12 protein-coding genes are annotated in these 17,218 nt (G+C 64.7%); 7 read left to right on the forward strand and 5 right to left on the reverse strand.

Annotated features, from left to right (window positions below; translation table 11 throughout):
* Positions 1-26: 26 nt before the first annotated feature.
* Positions 27-1,370 (forward strand): HNH endonuclease signature motif containing protein, encoded by a 1,344-nt coding sequence (locus tag ACOOHB_RS06320; RefSeq protein ID WP_420443953.1) that lies wholly within the window; start codon positions 27-29, stop codon positions 1,368-1,370.
* Between the two features lie 69 nt (positions 1,371-1,439).
* Here the strand turns inward: ACOOHB_RS06320 and ACOOHB_RS06325 are convergent, their stop codons facing one another.
* Positions 1,440-1,565 carry a hypothetical protein gene (locus ACOOHB_RS06325; RefSeq protein ID WP_420443954.1) on the reverse strand — a complete coding sequence of 42 codons (126 nt, stop codon included), beginning with the start codon at positions 1,563-1,565 and terminating at the stop codon, positions 1,440-1,442.
* A gap of 47 nt (positions 1,566-1,612) precedes the next feature.
* On the opposite strand from ACOOHB_RS06325, the gene ACOOHB_RS06330 reads away from it, so the two are divergent.
* The 4 genes from ACOOHB_RS06330 to ACOOHB_RS06345 all read left to right on the forward strand — a co-directional run bounded on the left by ACOOHB_RS06330 (position 1,613) and on the right by ACOOHB_RS06345 (position 6,241).
* The gene (locus ACOOHB_RS06330) at positions 1,613-2,746 is read left to right on the forward strand and encodes a metallophosphoesterase family protein (RefSeq protein WP_420443955.1); all 1,134 of its coding nucleotides are present in this window, start codon (positions 1,613-1,615) and stop codon (positions 2,744-2,746) included.
* Positions 2,743-5,397 (forward strand): AAA family ATPase, encoded by a 2,655-nt coding sequence (locus ACOOHB_RS06335; protein WP_420443956.1) that lies wholly within the window; start codon positions 2,743-2,745, stop codon positions 5,395-5,397. The genes ACOOHB_RS06330 and ACOOHB_RS06335 overlap by 4 nt, the downstream gene beginning before the upstream one ends.
* A gap of 215 nt (positions 5,398-5,612) precedes the next feature.
* On the forward strand, positions 5,613-5,855 hold the full coding sequence (locus ACOOHB_RS06340) for a type II toxin-antitoxin system Phd/YefM family antitoxin (protein WP_420443957.1): 243 nt from the start codon (positions 5,613-5,615) through the stop codon (positions 5,853-5,855).
* Positions 5,852-6,241 carry a type II toxin-antitoxin system VapC family toxin gene (locus ACOOHB_RS06345; protein ID WP_420443958.1) on the forward strand — a complete coding sequence of 130 codons (390 nt, stop codon included), beginning with the start codon at positions 5,852-5,854 and terminating at the stop codon, positions 6,239-6,241. Before ACOOHB_RS06340 ends, ACOOHB_RS06345 begins: the two co-directional genes overlap by 4 nt.
* Before the next feature lie 38 nt (positions 6,242-6,279).
* Here ACOOHB_RS06345 and ACOOHB_RS06350 read toward each other — a convergent pair whose 3' ends face one another.
* Positions 6,280-6,957 (reverse strand): HD domain-containing protein, encoded by a 678-nt coding sequence (locus ACOOHB_RS06350; RefSeq protein ID WP_420443959.1) that lies wholly within the window; start codon positions 6,955-6,957, stop codon positions 6,280-6,282.
* 26 nt (positions 6,958-6,983) lie between these two features.
* Entirely contained in the window at positions 6,984-8,009 is a 1,026-nt protein-coding gene (locus tag ACOOHB_RS06355) for a branched-chain amino acid aminotransferase (protein ID WP_420443960.1), read from the reverse strand.
* A gap of 149 nt (positions 8,010-8,158) precedes the next feature.
* On the opposite strand from ACOOHB_RS06355, the gene ACOOHB_RS06360 reads away from it, so the two are divergent.
* The gene (locus tag ACOOHB_RS06360) at positions 8,159-10,288 is read left to right on the forward strand and encodes a 3-hydroxyacyl-CoA dehydrogenase NAD-binding domain-containing protein (protein ID WP_420443961.1); all 2,130 of its coding nucleotides are present in this window, start codon (positions 8,159-8,161) and stop codon (positions 10,286-10,288) included.
* A 32-nt stretch (positions 10,289-10,320) separates the two neighbouring features.
* Here the strand turns inward: ACOOHB_RS06360 and ACOOHB_RS06365 are convergent, their stop codons facing one another.
* Positions 10,321-11,631 carry an ATP-binding protein gene (locus tag ACOOHB_RS06365; protein WP_420443962.1) on the reverse strand — a complete coding sequence of 437 codons (1,311 nt, stop codon included), beginning with the start codon at positions 11,629-11,631 and terminating at the stop codon, positions 10,321-10,323.
* A 168-nt stretch (positions 11,632-11,799) separates the two neighbouring features.
* On the opposite strand from ACOOHB_RS06365, the gene ACOOHB_RS06370 reads away from it, so the two are divergent.
* Positions 11,800-12,657: a TauD/TfdA dioxygenase family protein gene (locus ACOOHB_RS06370; protein WP_420443963.1), complete on the forward strand. Its 858-nt coding sequence runs from the start codon at positions 11,800-11,802 to the stop codon at positions 12,655-12,657.
* A 117-nt stretch (positions 12,658-12,774) separates the two neighbouring features.
* On the opposite strand, the gene ACOOHB_RS06375 is transcribed toward ACOOHB_RS06370, so the two are convergent.
* Positions 12,775-16,860, reverse strand: a complete 4,086-nt coding sequence (locus ACOOHB_RS06375; RefSeq protein ID WP_420443964.1) for a Calx-beta domain-containing protein — start codon at positions 16,858-16,860, stop codon at positions 12,775-12,777.
* Positions 16,861-17,218: the final 358 nt, after the last annotated feature.

Genomic DNA, 17,218 nt, shown 5'->3' on the forward strand with positions numbered 1-17,218 from the left:
GGGGCGTACGTGTGTATGCTCTCTGTATGTTCATTGACCCCCCTGCGCATTGCAGCTACGGGAACGGACCAGCAGCGCACGACGCCGGTTCGGCCAGTGACACTGACAGGGCGAGCGATGTGTCCGCCGTTGTCGAGGCTTCTCTCGGTGATGTCGCCGATGTCGAACTGGGTGCGCTGAACTATTCCGATCTCAAGGACCGGGTGGTGGATCTGGCCGGTGAGCGGGCCCGTGTCGAGGGCGAGTATCTGGCGGCTTTGGGCGAGCTGACATCGCGTGTGGGCGCTCAATCTGCGGCGCATCAGCTGCGGGAATTGACCCGGATGAGCTCAGCCCAGGCACGCACCGAGTCCCGGCTGGCCGAAAGCCTGGTCGAGCACGAGATGACTGCGACGCTGGACGCGCTCAAGTGCGGTGAGATCCAGGCGTCTCATGCGAAGGTGATCGCCCGCGAGGCTCCCAAGAAGCACCGCCGCAGCGAAGAAGAGTTCTTGGAGCTGTGCCGGGCGTATCCCTCTGACACGGTTGCGCGTCACCCGTTCGCCTATGTGAGCCAGCAGGTGTACGCCGAACTCGAGGCAGAAGCCGCCACGAAGGGCCTCGGCCCGATCGACGCGGAACTCGAGTTGCAGCGCGCCGAACGGTCGGGATCGATGCGGCTGGGCGCGGATGGCATGTGGCATCTGTTCGCCAAGTTCGATTTCATCAACGGCCGTCACCTCAACACGGCGATCCAAGCAGCGATGCGTTCGCTGCGCCGCCGCGCCCAAGATGACGCCAGCGGCGCCGGTTGTGTCGGCATCGACGTCGATGGAAGTCTCAGCAGCGACATCGAGCCGACGCGCGCTCAGCTCACCGCCGACGCGATCGGCGACCTCATCGCCGGCACCGCCAAGGTGCGGCGGGCGAGCACGAGCCTGGTGATCATTGCCGACTACGACGCGGTGAACGACCGGCTCGCCAACCCCCGCCTCGACGACGGCACTCCCCTGTCAGCCCAGATGCTCGCCGAGTACGCCGTGGACGCCAAAGTGCTCCCGGCGGTGTTCAACGCCGACTGGTCTGAACTGGCGCTGGGCCGCACCCGCAATGCCAGCGACGCCCAAAGGCTCGTGCTTGCCGTGCGCGACGGGGGCTGCATCGGCTGCGAGCTGACCAGCGAGCACACCCAAGCCCACCACATCGACTACTTCGAGAACGGTGGCCTGACCGACACACCCAACCTGGCGTCGATGTGCTGGGACTGCCACACAGACCTCCACCAGCACGACCGCCAAATCCACACCCCACCCGACGGCAGACCCCGACTCATGCCACCCCAGCACGCCGGGCCACCCGCCCGAGCACCAGCCACCGCCCGCAGCCCATAGCAGTATTCCGGGCAAGCGCAACCCCGGCCTGTCCGAGTATCCGGCACAGCCTGCTGCACTGAACAACACTCATTGGGCCAACATCGGGCCGAACACCAGTACACGATCGCACTCGCCCCGCAGCATCCACCGTCGGAACGGCCGCAGCCCGTAGCTGATCGCTGCGCCCCGCCGGTTCATACCGGACCGCCGCATCCAAACTCATTGCATGACCATGACACCCTCTGCGTACTGTGCGTGCCATGAAGTTCATTCACACAGCCGACTGGCAACTCGGGATGACGCGTCATTTTCTGAGCGGAGAGGCGCAGCCGCGGTTCAGCGGAGCGCGACTCGACGCGGTACGGCGTATCGGCGAACTCGCGGTCGAAGAGGGTTGCGAGTTTGTCCTCGTGTGCGGCGACGTATTCGAATCCAACCAGATCGACCGCCAAGTGCTTGTTCGGGCACTGGACGCAATGGCTTCCACTCCGCAGGTGACCTTCTACCTGCTGCCGGGCAATCACGATCCGCTCGACGCTGCGTCGATCTACCGATCGAACACATTCACGTTGAACAAGCCGGACAACGTGGCGGTACTGGACGAATCGGGTTCGATTTCGGTCGCTGAGCGGATCGAGTTGGTGGCGGCACCGTGGATGTCCAAACGACCGCTCCGTGACCTCGTCGATGAGTCTTGCGCCAACCTCGAGCCGTCCAGTGCACTGCGAATCGTTGCCGGCCACGGTGCCCTCGACTCTCGTTCACCGGACGCTGACAATCCTGCGCTCATCACGCTCGCCCGTCTGGAAGAACGCATCGAGGCCGAAGAGCTCCACTATGTCGCTCTCGGCGACCGCCACTCCACAACGAATGAAGGCACCAGCGGCCGCGTCTGGTACTCCGGCGCACCGGAACCCACTGACTACGACGAGATCGACCCCGGCAATGTGCTCGTCATAGAACTCGAACCGGGCAAGATCGAGGTGAGGGCGCATCGAGTCGGTACCTGGACCTTCAAGCGGCACGAGTCTCACTTGGCATCAGATGCCGACATCGACGCATTGGAGGATTGGCTCGCCTCCCTCGCGGACAAGGAGCGCACCATCGTGAAGCTGTCTGCGATCGGGCAGATCTCGGTCGCTCAGAGAGCTCGTCTCGATCGACTGCTCGAGATGCAAACCGACTTGCTCGCCGCCTTCGAGCCTTGGGAGCGGCGCACGGACCTTGTCGTCATACCTGATGATGCCGACTTCGAGGCGCTCGGTCTCTCAGGATTCGCGCACGAAGCGCTGTGCGATCTGCGAGATGCTGCGAGTTCGGGTGACGATCAGGAAGCGCTCGCAGCCCGGGATGGCTTGGCGTTGCTGCATCGCCTCTCAGGAACGGCCCAATGAGAGTTCATCGAATTCGGCTCCACAACTACCGCGGCATCGGCGACTGCGAGCTGGAGTTCGCAGATGACGGCGTGACGATCGTCGAAGGTGACAACGAGATCGGCAAGACCAGCATCTTCGAAGCCCTCGACCTACTCCTCAGCGAGCTGGACTCGTCCAACAAGGCCCGCATTCGGTCGACCCAGCCCGTTGGCAAAGACGTCGGCCCAGAGGCCGAAGCGGAGCTGTCATCTGGCGAATACCGCTTCGTCTATCGCAAACGCTGGAAACGGAGTCCTGAGACAACCCTCGCTGTCACCGAACCCCGGTCCGAGTCGCTGACGGGGCGTGAAGCCCATGAGCGGGTACGCCAAATGCTCGACGAAACGCTCGATTGGAGTCTGTGGGAGGCCCTGAGAGTGCACCAGGGCACCGAGTTGCGCCTGCCGTCGCTCGACGTTCGCTCCCTCGGCGCCGCACTCGACCTAGCTGTGGGAGGCGACGGTCCGACGGGTGACGAAGATGCCCTGTGGGACCGCATCGAGGCCGAGCGTGGTCGCTACTGGACCGCAACGGGCCGGGTGTCCAAGGAACGAGCGGACTTGGCGGGCAAGGTCCGCAACGCACAGGATCGGGTCGCGGAGCTCGAAACGGCCCTGAACCAGATCCAAGCCGACGCCGACACGTTCGTCAGTCTCGTGGAGCGCCATGGACAGCTCGAGGGCGAGCATCAAACGGCCCAAGAACGCGAGTCTGAGCTGGCCGAGCGCTGGAGACACGTCGAGCAATTGGCGCTTGAGGCGCAGCAGCGAGACACGGCGCATGGCTCGGCGCTAAGCGAACAGAGCCAGCGACACGCCGCCGCCGAGCGTCGCTCCGAATTGGTCTCCGATCTCGACCGCCAGAAGGAGGCGCTAGCGGCACTGGGCGTCAAACTCGAAGAGTCCGCTCCCGCATTGAACGCCGCGGACCAGCGGGTCACCGACGCAGAGGGCAGTCGCGACACGGCCCAAGAGGCCCTGGATCAAGCAATCGCCACGCACAAACAGGCGTGTGACGACCGTGACCATCACCGCCGAATGATCGAAGTCGCTCAGTTCGGTGAACGCCTCGAACGCATCGACGATGCTCAAACCAGTCTGGCTGGTGCCGAATCCGTCGTTGAGAACATCGGTGTCGACGGCGATCTCGTCGAACGGATCGATCAGGCCCACATCGCTGTCGTACGAGCCGAGGCGTCGGCCAATAGCGCCGCCGCCGGGGTCACGACCACCGCGTTGCGCGCCGTCGCCCTACAGGTGGACGGGACGGGACATGACCTTGCTGCGGGCCAGCAACTCGACATCTCTGTCAGCGATGCGACCGAGCTGAGAATCGACGACAGCGCGTCGGTGCTCGTGCAAGCTGGCAAGGGATCCGCGGAGACGGCCCGGGAACTCGATGCTGCTCGGCGAGAGCTCCAGCGGCTCTGTGACGAAGGCCATGTTCCCGATCTGGCATCGGCACGCGCAGCCAATAGCAGGCGGGAATCCGCGCTGCGGGATCGCGACGATGCCCGCCAGACGATCAAGGAGAACCTGCGCGACCTGACCGCGGAGGAACTCAAGCGCATGGCAGATCGGCATTCGGGGCGCATCGAGGAATTTAACGCAAGCAGGCAGCCGCAGCCTCCGCTTCCCGCGGATCTACGGGAAGCGACAGCCTTGGTCACCAACCTCGAGGCCGCTGTCGGGGATCGCAGTGCAGAACTCGAGTCCTGCACCGAGGCAGCCACGAGCGCAAACGCGGCACTCACCCAAGCTCAGCTGGACGCAGCGGAGCTGGCCGGCAAGCAGCAGTCGGGACGACAGGTGCGCGACCAGGCTGGCGAACGCCTCGCCGAAGCCCGGTCACAAGTCAGCGACGAAAATCTTGCGGTGGCGCTCGCACGAGCCGACGAAGCCGTCTCAGAATGCGAGCAAGCCGCACGCTCCGTTCAGACGAGATTGCAGGAGGAGGACCCCGACTCCATCGAGGCCCAACTCACAAATGCCGGTAACGCCGTGCGGCGCATGGCCACCGAACTCGCCGAGAACAGCAGGCGGCAGCACGAATTGCGCGGCGGGCTGGAGGTTCGAGGCGAAATGGGTCTGTATACCCAGCACGACAACGCCATCGGCGAGCTGCGGTTTCTCGAACGTGACCACGAGAGCCTCGAACGCAGGGCACTCGCCGCCGAGCTTCTCTACGAGACGTTCGGCAAGAGACGACAGGAAGCCCGGCAGCGGTACGTCGCTCCATTCAAGAAGCGCATAGAGCAATTCGGGCGAATCGTGTTCGATTCGACGTTCGAGGTGGAACTCGACGAGCAACTCGGTATCGCACGGCGCACGCTCGAAGGCATCGCCCTCGACGTCGAGCAGCTCAGCACCGGTGCTCGGGAGCAACTCGGCATTCTTGCCCGCTTGGCGTGCGCTGCCATCGTGAGCCCGACCGCAGGCGGTGCACCCGTCATCATCGACGACGCACTGGGATGGAGCGATCCGCGTCGCTTGCAGCACATGTGCGCCGCGATCGCGTCAGCCGGCAACCACTGCCAAGTGATCATCCTCACTTGCACTCCGGGCCGCTACGCGCACGTCGGGAAGGCCAAGGTGGTGCAGTTGCCTTCTGCAGCGAGCAGCGAGTACTGATGCTTGGCACGCACTGACCAAGGCCTACGACAGCGCTTTTTCGGAGCCATTCGTCGAGCATTTCGGGAATGCACGTTGGCACGAGTTGCGGATTGCTTGTCGCTTGACGCGTTCGCGGAGCGGAGCCTGCCGGTATGATTCTTTATTAGTCTAGTTATCCGACTAAGTTTATTCAGAGTGTGGCGATGAAACTCACTTGCAAAGGCTGAAATAAGATGAAAACTTCACCAATCGTGAATGTGCACGAGGCGAAGACACACCTGTCGAAGTTGCTCAGCCGAGTTGAGGCGGGTGAGGAGATCGTGATTGCGCGGGCTGGCAAGCCGTGTGCCCGCCTCGTGCCCTACGTGCCGGCGGCGACTCGACGGATGCCCGGCAGGTTTCGCGGAGTAACGATCCCGCCCGAGTTCTTCGATCCTTTGCCGGACGATGAACTCGCCGCATGGGAGGGCGAATGAACGACCTTCTGCTTGACACGCACGCCCTGCTGTGGTGGTGGACAGATCATCCATCGCTCTCACCAGTCGCCCGCGAAGTGATATCAGATACAGAAACTCAAGTGTTCGCGAGCGCCGTAAGCGCATGGGAAATGGCGACCAAGACAAGATTGGGCCGACTGGGCGAATTCAGCGGCCTCGTTCCCCATTTCGGCGCATCAGTCACCGCAGACGGTTTCTTGCACCTTCCCGTCATACACGAGCAGGCACTCAGGGCAGGCAGCTTCGCAACGACTCACAAAGATCCGTTCGACCGGATGCTGGCAGCGCAAGCCGAGATCGAGTCCTTGACGCTCGTCACGAGGGACCGAGCATTTGAGGAGTTTCCCGTTACCACTCTGTGGTGATGCGGAGGGCCGCATTCCGGCGACGCGTCGTAGCGCCGTCAGGTCAGTGGGGCGGTGGCGGGGACCTGTGACGGGCGGCTGAAAACCTCGTCGAGCAAGGGGCGGAACTCCTCGACCGGCAGGTTGGGGTAGTTCGGGTCGAAGCAGTTCTGGTCGTAGTTCTGACCGAAGTCCACACAGGCGTCGTAGTGCGGAGAGTCCCGGTACTGCTCGCGGGCGTCGCGGTCGCCGCCGAGGTGGTGGAAGTAGTAATAGCCCTGAAACAGACCGTGGTGCGCCACCACCCAGTGCGTGCGCTCGTCGACGTAGGGCTGCAGCAGCGCCGCCGACGCAGCACTGTGGTTCTCCGGGGCGAATGCATCGCCGATGTCGTGCAACAGCGCCGCTACCACCAGATCGCTCGATTCGCCGTTGCGCAACGCCCTCGTCGCGGATTGGCGACTGTGGTCGTAGCGGTCGATCTGGTAACCCAGCGTGGGGCCGCGCAGGCACTGCAGGATGTCCAGCAGGTTGTCGACCAACCCAGACCGGGCGTGTGCGTAGTGCTGCCGGTCCAGGAACTCGTAGTCCTCAGCCGTCCCGTGCTCCATGGCCGTCCACGGCACGACTCGGCCGCGATCGTCGTCAACGCTGTGATCGCCCATTACGCCCCCGCTGCCAAGCGATTCGCCCCCGTCGCCGTCATGTTCGCGCACCCGCGCCCGGCCGTCGCCCACCGTGCGTGGAATGAAAGGCGGCGATCTCAGCCCTTCACGGGTGTGCGCCAGCCGAAGGGATCCGGCGAAGCGCCGATCTGGATGTCGACCAACGCCTGGCGCAGTCGCATTGTGTTGCGTCCCGGCTGCCCGTCGCCCACGGTGAGCGTCTTGCCCTCGTAGAGGATGGTGCCGACGGGTGCCAGCACGGCCGCTGTGCCGGACAGGAACGCCTCGCCTCGCTCGGCCCAGTCGACCAGCTCATCAGGATCGATCGATCGCTCCTCGACTTCGTATCCCAATTCGGCGGCCAGCTCGATCACCGACGCCCGCGTGACGCCGTGCAGGAACGACTCGTCGAGGTGACGCGTCACGACTCGCTCGTCATCGGCCAGGAAGAAGTTCGACGCCCCGGTCTCGGTGATATCGCCGCCAGTGGCGAACAGCATCTGGTCGATGGCCTCGTTGCCGGCCATGGCATCGAGCGTGGGTGCCAGCGCCATCGCGTAGTTCCCACCGCACTTGACCATGCCGAACTGCGGCACCGTGCGAGGAATCTCGGTCTCCACCAGCAAGGTCAGCGGGCGAACCCCGCCCTTGAAGTAGTCGCCGACCGGGCAGTTGACGACATAGAGCAGCGCGCTGCGCGTCGGGCGGGCCGCAGCGCCGATATCCGGCTCGGTTCCGATCAGCGTGGGGCGGATGTAAAGCGAACCGGGCGGATCGGGCACTTCGCCGGCGTTGGCCTCAACTGCGTCAATGGCCATCTGGTACAAGACATCGCCATCGATGGCCGGAAGCCGGAGCCGCTGCGCGCTGGACACCATGCGCGCCACATGGCTGTCCAGCCGGAAGATCGCCAGCGAACCGTCCACCTGTCGATGTGCCTTCAGTCCTTCGAAGATGGCGCTCCCGTAATGGAGCACGTGCGCCGCGGGGCTGATTGTGATGTCCCCGAACGGTTCTGCGGCACCGCCATATGCGTACGGCCCGCCGTCGGCTCGCGCCGTCGTCATCCAGTCACAGAAGATGGTCCCGAATGGGACCGTGAACGGGTCGGGCTTGGTGGTCACCGGAACTCCATTCGACGTGGCTCGGGGCCCCACAGGCGCCCAGGACATTCGAAGCGTATCGCCGGGCCTCGATCGCACCGGGGTGAATTCTCCGGGGCGGACGCCTGTGGCTCGAAACTGCCAGGCTGTCGTTGCGTACGCTGCGGCCCATGACACAGCAGGACCAGAGCCAGACCGCTGCGGGTCAGATCACCGAATCTGTCCGACTCGAACGCCGCGACGACGTGGCGTTGCTCATCGTCAACAACCCTCCGGTCAATGCGCTGAGCTACCACGTGCGCCAGGGCCTCATCGACGGCATGGCGGCCGCCGAGGCCAGCGATGCCTCGGCCATCGTGCTCATCTGCGACGGGCGCACGTTTATTGCCGGAGCGGACATCACCGAGTTCTCCCAGCCGCCCAAGCCGCCGGCTCTCGTACCCGGTCAAGAAGCCATGGAGAATTGCAGCAAACCGGTCGTGGCTGCGACACACGGCACCGCTCTGGGCGGAGGGCTCGAAGTTGCGCTGTGCGCGCACTTCCGGGTGGCGATCAGCTCGGCCCAGTTCGGCCTGCCCGAGGTGAAGCTGGGCTTGCTGCCCGGGGGCGGCGGCACACAGCGCCTGCCTCGCATCACCGGTCCGCAGCGTGCGCTCGAGATGATGGTCAGTGGCAACCCCATCGGCGCTGCCGAAGCGCTCGAGTGCGGGTTGATCAGCGAGATCGTGGGCGACTTGCTGGCCGATCTCGAAGCCGGTGCCGTGGCATTTGCTCGGCGAGCCGCCGCAGAGAACATGCCCCGGCCACGCATCCGTGACCGCAACGAACGCCTTGAAGGCTTCGGCGCCGAGCAATTCGCCGCGTTCCGGGCCTCGATCGCCCGCAGGACACGCGGCTTTGAAGCGCCCGACAGGATCATCCGCTGCGTCGAAGCAGCGGTCTCCACGGCTGCCACGGGTGACTTCGAGGCCGGCCTGGCGGCAGAGGCGCGCATCTTCGGCGAGTTGATGGGCAGCTCGCAGGCCGACGCCCAGCAGTACTACTTCTTCGCTGAGCGTGCGGCCCAGAAGGTGCCCGACGTACCGCGTGACACGCCGCAGGTCGACATCGCCCGTGTCGGCATTCTCGGGGCGGGGACGATGGGCGGCGGCATCGCCATGAACTTCGCCAACATCGGCATCCCGGTCACCCTCGTCGAACGCGACGAGGCGAGCCTGGAACGCGGCCTAGCCGTAGTCCGCCGCAACTACGAGCGGACGGCGGCCCGCGGCGGCATCTCCTCCGACGACGTCCAGACCCGCATGGACCTCCTGCAGGGCTCCACCGATATGGGCGACTTCGCTGATTGCGACCTGATGATCGAGGCCGTCTTCGAGAACATGGCGCTCAAGAAGGACGTGTTCGCCCAGCTCGACAGCATCTGCAAGCCGGGTGCGGTGCTCGCAACCAACACTTCGGCGCTCAACGTCAACGAAATCGCTTCGGCAACGTCGCGGCCCCAAGACGTCGTCGGCATGCACTTCTTCTCCCCCGCCAACGTCATGCGGATGCTCGAAGTCGTGCGGGGCGATGCCACCTCGAAGACCGCAATCGCGACGGCCATGTCGATCGGCAAGCGCATCGGCAAGACGCCAGTGCTCTGCGGTGTATGCCACGGCTTCATCGGCAACCGGATGCTGTTCATGCGCGGCGTCGAGGCCGACCAGATGCTGCTGGAGGGCGCAACGCCCGCCCAGGTCGACAAGGTCGTGTTCGACTTCGGCTTCCCGATGGGTCCGTTCGCCATGCGCGACCTGGCCGGTCTCGACGTGGGGTGGAACTCCGACACCTCGTCGAGTTCGACCGTGCGCGAAGTCCTGTGCGAATCGGGCCGGCGGGGCCAGAAGAACGGCCGGGGCTACTACATCTACGACCCTGACACCCGGGCATCGACCCCCGATCCCGAGGTCACCCAGATGATCCGCGACTTCGCCTCGGACCGGGGAGCGACGCTGCGGGAGGTCACCGACCAAGAGATCCTTGAGCGGTGCCTGTATCCAATGGTCAATGAGGGCGCCAAGATCCTCGATGAGGGCATCGCCCTGCGAGGCAGCGACGTCGACGTCACCTGGATCAACGGTTACGGCTGGCCTATGTACACCGGAGGGCCCATGCACTGGGCTGACGAGATCGGCCTGGGCGAAGTGCTTGGCCGCATCTGCCACTACGACCTGACGCTGGGCGGCGACCACTGGACGCCGAGCCCGCTGCTCGAACGCCTAGCGGCGCAGGACGGCTCGCTGGCACGCTACGAGAGCTGAACCAAGTCAGCCCGAGACATGGCGGCGCGCTGTCACGGTCCCAACAGGCTGATGGGCACCACGCTCACTCCGTCGGACCGGTCATGGGCCGCTGTGCCGAACGCCGTGAGAATGACCAATCGCACGGGATCGCCCCGCTGGGATGTGTCGATTCGCTGAACGACAGTGCGCAGCCAGTGCGCCGAAGCATCGATCATGGCTGGGTTGGCGCCCAGCTTCACCTCCACTGCCATCCAGCGCCCGTCGCGGGCCTCGATGACGGCATCGATCTCGCCGCCGTCGCCGTCTCGGTGATGGAACACGCTCGTATCGATCGCATCGCCATACACACGCAGATCGCGCACAGCCAGCGACTCGAACATCGATCCCAGCGTTCGCGGGTCACCAGCCAGACGTTCCGGTCCCACGCCCAGCGCAGCGACGGCGAGGGACGGGTCGACCATGTGGCGCTTGGGCGATTGCCGGGCAGGCGAAGCCAAGCGCATGTGCGGCGACCACGCTGCGAGATCTTCGAGAACGAAGAGGCGTGTCAGTGCGTCGAGGTAGCGGCCGACAGTCTGATGGTTGAGCTTGGCGCCGTCGGCACCGGTCTCCCGGCCCAGCAGAGCTTGGGATGCCACATTGGCGATGTTGCGGGCCAGCGCTCTCAGCAGACGGCCCACCTTCACGGGGTTGTGAACTGATCCGGTCTCGACGTGCAGGTCGACTCTGGCAGTCTCGTCGAGATACGCCACCAGCAGCCGCTGGCATGCAGCGGTGCCCAGATGCGGATGCCGCGGCCAGCCGCCCCGACAGATCAGCTCGGCCAGTCGAACAGCGCTCGGGCGCTCACCGAGAGCGCTGCATGACTGCCCGTCCATCAACGCCGAGAGCGATACTTCCCCGGTCGAGTCGCCGGTCTCCAGCAGCGACATAGGGCGCAACCGGACTCGCATGAGCCGGCCGGCGCCTGAGTGCCTGGTGACGGCATCGGCGCGCGCATAGGACCCGGTGAACAAGAACTTGCCCGTGCCGTGATCCACGTCTGAGAGGCCGCGCGCTGTGTCCCAGACATGCGGCGCCCGCTGCCACTCGTCCACCAACAACGGTCGGGGGCCCGACGACAACGACTCGTGGGGCAACGTCTGTGCGGACCACAGGGCGTCAGGGTCCTCTGCCAGCATCATCTTCGTTCGGGCCCGACTGAGCGCCAGCCAAGTCTTCCCGCATCCCTTCGCCCCTTCGACGAGCACCATAGGCACTGCCCCCAGCGCGTCATCGAGCAGCCCCTCTGCAATACGGGGCCGATACCCGGCCGGCTGCAGCGGGTTGGCGGCATCAGCGGGCGACTCGCGGGCTTTCATATCGGCCACACTACAGGAATGTACTATTTCTGGCAATATAAACGTAGCATTTATGGGGTACAAAACGTAGTGTTCCAGGTCTCTGCGACGTAGCGTCTCTGGCCGAAGGCGACTCGCTGGGCCACGACACCGGCTGAAGAGTTCGCTGCGCAATGCCAAGATACGTCGATGCTGACATGTGAGCCGATCCATCCCGACTTCGGTGCCAAGGTCACGGGCATCGACCTGGGCGCGAATCTTGACGACGAGGCGACGGCCGCGCTGGTAGAGGCGATCGACACGTACTCGCTATTGCATTTCCCGGACCAGGACATGTCCGATGAGGCCCAGCTGGCACTTACCGAGCTGCTCGGCGAGCCCGAGGCCAATCACGTCGTTTTCGGCAAGACCGGCGAAGTCGTGTACTTCGGCACGATCGGCAACGTGGTCGACGACGAGACCAAGCGAGACGAATCGGATCCGCTGACCAAGAACCAGAAGGGCAACAACCTCTGGCATTCGGACTCGTCATTCCGGCTCGTGCCATCGTACGTGTCGATCCTGCATGCCTACGAAGTACCCGGCGAAGGAGGCGAGACCGAGTACGCCAGCCAGCGGGCTGCGTACGCCCGTCTCGAGGCGTCACGCCAGGCAGAGATCGACGACCTCCAAGTACTGCACGACTACGTCTTCAGCCGCACGCAGGTAGCCCCGGTCGATTTCAACCATGCAGCGTCGCTGCCGCCGATCCCCCACCGGCTCGTGCGCACCAACCCCGGTAACGGCGCGAAGAACTACTACGTCGGGTCTCACGCCCGATCCATCGTCGGATGGCACGGAATCGACAGCCGCAGGCTGATCGACGAGTTGAACGCGGGCGCCACCCGGCCCGAGGACGTGTACTCGCATCGCTGGAGCCCGGGCGACACGGTCATCTACGACAACCGCTGCATGCTGCACCGAGGCGCCGGCTACGACGCCGACCGTTGGCGCCGCTACATGCGCCAGACCCGAGTGCAGGGCAGCGGTCCCACCCTCGACGAGTAGTCCGAACGCCTCCCGTCGGGAATCCTCTCAGCCGCAGCGCATTCAGCCTGCGGCGAGACGGCCAGTGAGGACCGACGCACATGGGTCACGCCGATCATTCGAAATGAATAATCGGGGCTAGTCGTCTTCCGGCACGTGGATGTACACCACGGTCTGCGTGCCCTCGATCACGTCCAAGCTGTTGGCGCCCTTGATTCCCACAATGATGCGGCGCGAGCCCGCAGGACTGCGCACGGAGTCACTGCCGACGGACACGGTGAACGACTTGGACGTGTCGCCCGCCTGGAAGTTCAGGTCCACGTAGGTGGATTCGGTGGCCCAGGCCACACCGCCCGAGCCCCCGGGCGGGTGGGCCCTGACCGGCTTGTTCTGGCCTGTCCCCGTCACCAACCCTGCCGCGTAGACCAGCCCGACTCTGACGTTCACCGCCTCGCTGTGAGCGGTGCTCATGTAGACGGTGACCACGATCGAGCCTCCTTCGTTCACAGACGTTTCACTTGGGCCGATCGACAGCACGGCGGCCGGCTGCGGGTCGGAGTCGGGCACGGTCACGGTCACGGTCACCGAATCGATGCTGAGGTTGCGGTACTCAGAGGCAGAGGCGAAGTTGACGATCTTGTGGCGAATGGGGACCACGTCCTCATTGGCGTCGTCGTCATACTGAGCCTCCACCGTGACCGTCTGGGGAATGTGCCAGTTGGACCGGGTGAACGTCAGCCGGTACGTGTGGGGGTGAACCGATCGCCCAGTCGTTCCGACGCGCTGCGGCTCGAGGGCGACCGCCACCCTCGATGACGGCTGGCGCGCCAGCGCGACTGTGTACGTGCTCGTTTGGCCCTCCGCAATCGTCATCTGGGTTGGCGTGATCGTGACGCCCGGGCCATCGCCGCCCAGGGGTGCCGTCACCACCACGACGCTGACCGTGTACGACGCGCTGAGACCACCTGTGTCCGTCACGGTCAGGGTCAGGTAGACGGTGGCGGCCGTCGCCGTCGGCGCCGTCCAGGTGGTATCCAGGGCGGAGTCGTTGGCGAAGGTCCCGCCGCCACTGCTGGTCCAGGCGTAGGTCAAGGCGTCGCCGTTCGGGTCGCTGGCCGTGCCGTCCAGCGTCACCGTGCCGCCCGCGGTGATCGAGCCGGGCTGAGCCGTGGCCGACACGGTAGGGGGCTGGCTGATGCTGACCGGCTCATCGTCATCGATGATGCTCACCGTGGCCTCGTCGGTGGCCCCGGCCGTCACCCTGGCGGGCAGCGTGCCCAAGCCCAGCCTCACGCTCTCGCCGTCGTCGTCGACCGTGTCCTGGGTCGCCATGAACGTGAACGACTTCTCCGTGTCGCCGCTCTGGAAGGTGACATTCGCCGGCACGCCCGAATAGTCCCCGTTCGACGCCCCGCCCTGATTCGCCGTCGTCAGCGGCACCACCACCTCACGCTCGGGGTCAGCGTTGAGCTCCACCTTGACCGTCACATTGTCACCCTCGGCCACCGAGTAGCTGGCCTGCTCGAAGCTCACCGTCACCGCCGGGAAGAGCGGCTCGGTCAGAAAGACGGCGACCTGCTGGCCGTCGCTCCAGCCCGGGTACGTGTTGGTCCATGAGTAAGCCGGGTCACCGGCGTAGGTGGTCCTTGCGGCGTCTTGCGATGCGAACGCCGTGGCAACGCTGCCGGTGTGCAGGGTGAACGGCCCGGGAAATGCAGGGGACAAACCGAAGAACAGGTCAGCCTCAGTGGTCCTGCGCTCGTAGAGCACTCTGCCTACTGTGTATTCGGTCCCGGCGACGCTCAGTTTGGTCACCGAGAGCGAGCCATGGGCGACGGACGATATGCCGCCGTCGTACCCAAACGCCGCGTCGCCTGGCACGGAACCCACCTCCATCGTGGCCAGCCAGTGCAGCCTGCGGGTGGCGCCCGAGGCGACCACGTTGTAGGTGGCAGCGCTGGTCAGCGACTCGGAGTGATCTTCCCCGTCGGTGAAAGTCACGGTCAGGCTGATGGCCTTGCCGACCTCGGCGGATGTCAATGTGTACGTGCTGGAAGTCGCCCCCGAAATGGCCGTGCCGTCGGCAAGCCATTGGTACGAGAAATTGCCGAGGCCGTCGGCGTCGGCGATACCCACCGTGTCGGCGGTCAGCTCTTCGTTCTGCTGCAGCACCCCGCTGATGGACGGGGCGCCGCTGGCCGGGTTATTGGGCGGTGCCATGACCGGGCCGATCTGGCGGCTGGTGCGGGGGTACTCCTGGTTGCCGGCGTCGTCATCGAAGACGACCCGGACCTTGAGGCTCTTGTCCACGTCGTCGGCGGTCGGCGTGTAGGTCGAGCGACGCTCGCCGTCGAGGTCGGTCTCGTTGGCGCCGTCCACGCGGATCCACTGGTAATGGAAGAACGCGTCGGCGAGGCCATCGGTGTAGTCGATGGCGGTGGAATGGGCTGTCAGCTCGACGCCCTCCTCCGGAGCGGTATCGACACTCAGGACGACCGAGATCGTGTCGCTGGCAGACCAGGACAGATTCGCGCCGGCCCAGTCGTACTCCGGTGTGTCTCGGAACTCAAGTGCGTTGCCTGACGAGTAAGACGTTCCTGCCACCGAGAGCGTGAAACCTTGTGGCAGCGCCTTGTCCACCGCGAACGCCAAGACACCGTCGTTCGCAGAAGCGGAAGTGTCATACAGGTTGGTGACGGTGTAGGTGACTCCGTCCACGGTAAACGTCGCCGAGCTGAGCGAGCCGACATCGGGGTTCAGTGTGGTGATGTATCCCACACCGAATGTGTTCGTCCCCGCCGTCAGTGTCGCCGTCCAGACGTCCTCGCTGGTGGGGGTGCGGATCACTGGCCTGCCTTCCGCAACGGAGTTGTCGGGCTGCGCGTTCGGCAGGTCGTAGACGTAGACCTTGTCGTCGGCGTCGTCGACCACCCACAGCACCCGGCCGTCGAACCAGAGCCCCTCGGGGTCGGCGTTATCGCTGTCCAGGTTGACCTCGTAGTCAGAGCCCACCAATTGGGTCTGGTCGGACATCTTCCAGGCGTAGACCATGGCATCCTCGTCGTCGACCACAAACATCGTCGTGCCGTTGGAGTAGATGTCGCGGGGGTTGGCGTTGAGTCCAGAGTCGTCGATGTCGGTGAAGTCGACATCGGTGTTCTGGGTGCCGTCGGCGCGGTTGTAGGCGAAGATGTCGTTGCCGTTGCTGACGGTGTCATCGTCAACGACCCACACATAAGTAGCGTCGCACCACACGCCCTCGGGCTTGTTGTTGGCGGTGGCCAGGTTGATGTCCTTGGTCGAGTCGTGCGCCTTGGTGGACAGGTCGTAGGCGTAGACCTTGGTGTCGTCAAAGTCCGCGACGAACATCGTCGTGCCGTCCGAGCAGATGCCGGTGGGCGTGTCGTTGCCGGCGCCGGACAAGGTGTTGAAGTCCTGGGATGATGCGCGGGAGCCGTCGGAACGGTTATAGGCGAAGAGCTTGTCGGTGGAACCGTTTTGGGAGACCCAGAAGTACTCGTCGTTGCCCCAGATGCCTTTGGGGTTGTCGTTGTCGCTATGCAGGTCAAAGCCCGTCACCCGCGGCGGAGGAACGATCACGGCGCCCTTGACCTCGATCATGTGGGATTGTCCGGATGTTCCGTTCCACGAACTGGAGTTGAAGTACTTGTTGGCGTTCCCGATTGACCAGTTCGCCGCGCCGCCGCTGTCCTCATCGGAGTTCCGGGTGAGGCTCAAACTGATCTGGTCCGTACTGCCGGCCACCCGCTGGATGACTACGAAGTAGTTCGTGCTCGCAGCCAGCAGGGGGCACCGATCAGTACCCGTCGTCGGAGCGGTGAAGGTGTGCAGCCCGGAGGCGGAGAACGTCGTCGGGTCGGTCAGCGTGCAAAGAGCGCTGCCAGCGGGATTGCCATTGTTGTCCGCGTTCAGCGTGACGATCAGTTCGCTGCCGGCCGACGAGGTGTCGGCGATGTTATGGAACCTGACGGCGATTGAGCCCAGCACGTAGCCGTCGCTGTTGTTGCCCGTGGTGAACCGTTGAGCGCGCTTGGGGAAACTGATCGGCCACAGTTCGGTGTGGTTCATCCAGACGGACTGCCCCGTGTTCTTGATCAGAACGGTCTCCGTCAGCGCCTCCGCGGGCGGCGACCAGACGAACACGGCGGCCAGCATCGCCACGGCGAGCAGCGGGAGCGGCGCACGACGCCGGGAGGCGGTCATGACTGACGCGTTTGGATGAGCGCTGTGACCGGATGCCTGCCTCGGCACATTGTGAGAGGGAGGGGGGGGGGCTCATAGCGAATCTCCAAGGGCCTGTACCGGATGGTGGCCATGCACTCTACGGCAGCCATGCACTGACATCATGAATACATGTGCAGATGCCAATACCCGCGACCGCACAGACCGTGCGCCAACTCGCGATCCACGCCGCCAAAGCGCTGATTGAGGCGATCTTCCGTCGCCGTCAGATGGGCCGTCGCAGCGTCAGAGACGGTTTCCCTGTCCAAACACCCTTCTGACCTGCGACGATGCGCTTTGTCGAAAGACGGGTTCAGCAGTTCAGAGGGACATCTCCGAA

This window comes from Candidatus Poriferisodalis sp., assembly GCF_965215815.1.
GTDB lineage: Bacteria > Actinomycetota > Acidimicrobiia > Acidimicrobiales > Poriferisodalaceae > Poriferisodalis.

Excerpts from the sequence above, each read along its gene's own strand:
- ACOOHB_RS06320 (WP_420443953.1), top strand. The coding sequence starts at position 27 with ATGTTCATTGACCCCCCTGCGCATTGCAGCTACGGGAACGGACCAGCA.
- ACOOHB_RS06325 (WP_420443954.1), bottom strand. The coding sequence starts at position 1,565 with ATGCGGCGGTCCGGTATGAACCGGCGGGGCGCAGCGATCAGCTACGGG.
- ACOOHB_RS06330 (WP_420443955.1), top strand. The coding sequence starts at position 1,613 with ATGAAGTTCATTCACACAGCCGACTGGCAACTCGGGATGACGCGTCAT.
- ACOOHB_RS06335 (WP_420443956.1), top strand. The coding sequence starts at position 2,743 with ATGAGAGTTCATCGAATTCGGCTCCACAACTACCGCGGCATCGGCGAC.
- ACOOHB_RS06340 (WP_420443957.1), top strand. The coding sequence starts at position 5,613 with ATGAAAACTTCACCAATCGTGAATGTGCACGAGGCGAAGACACACCTG.
- ACOOHB_RS06345 (WP_420443958.1), top strand. The coding sequence starts at position 5,852 with ATGAACGACCTTCTGCTTGACACGCACGCCCTGCTGTGGTGGTGGACA.
- ACOOHB_RS06360 (WP_420443961.1), top strand. The coding sequence starts at position 8,159 with ATGACACAGCAGGACCAGAGCCAGACCGCTGCGGGTCAGATCACCGAA.
- ACOOHB_RS06365 (WP_420443962.1), bottom strand. The coding sequence starts at position 11,631 with ATGAAAGCCCGCGAGTCGCCCGCTGATGCCGCCAACCCGCTGCAGCCG.
- ACOOHB_RS06370 (WP_420443963.1), top strand. The coding sequence starts at position 11,800 with ATGCTGACATGTGAGCCGATCCATCCCGACTTCGGTGCCAAGGTCACG.
- ACOOHB_RS06375 (WP_420443964.1), bottom strand. The coding sequence starts at position 16,860 with ATGACCGCCTCCCGGCGTCGTGCGCCGCTCCCGCTGCTCGCCGTGGCG.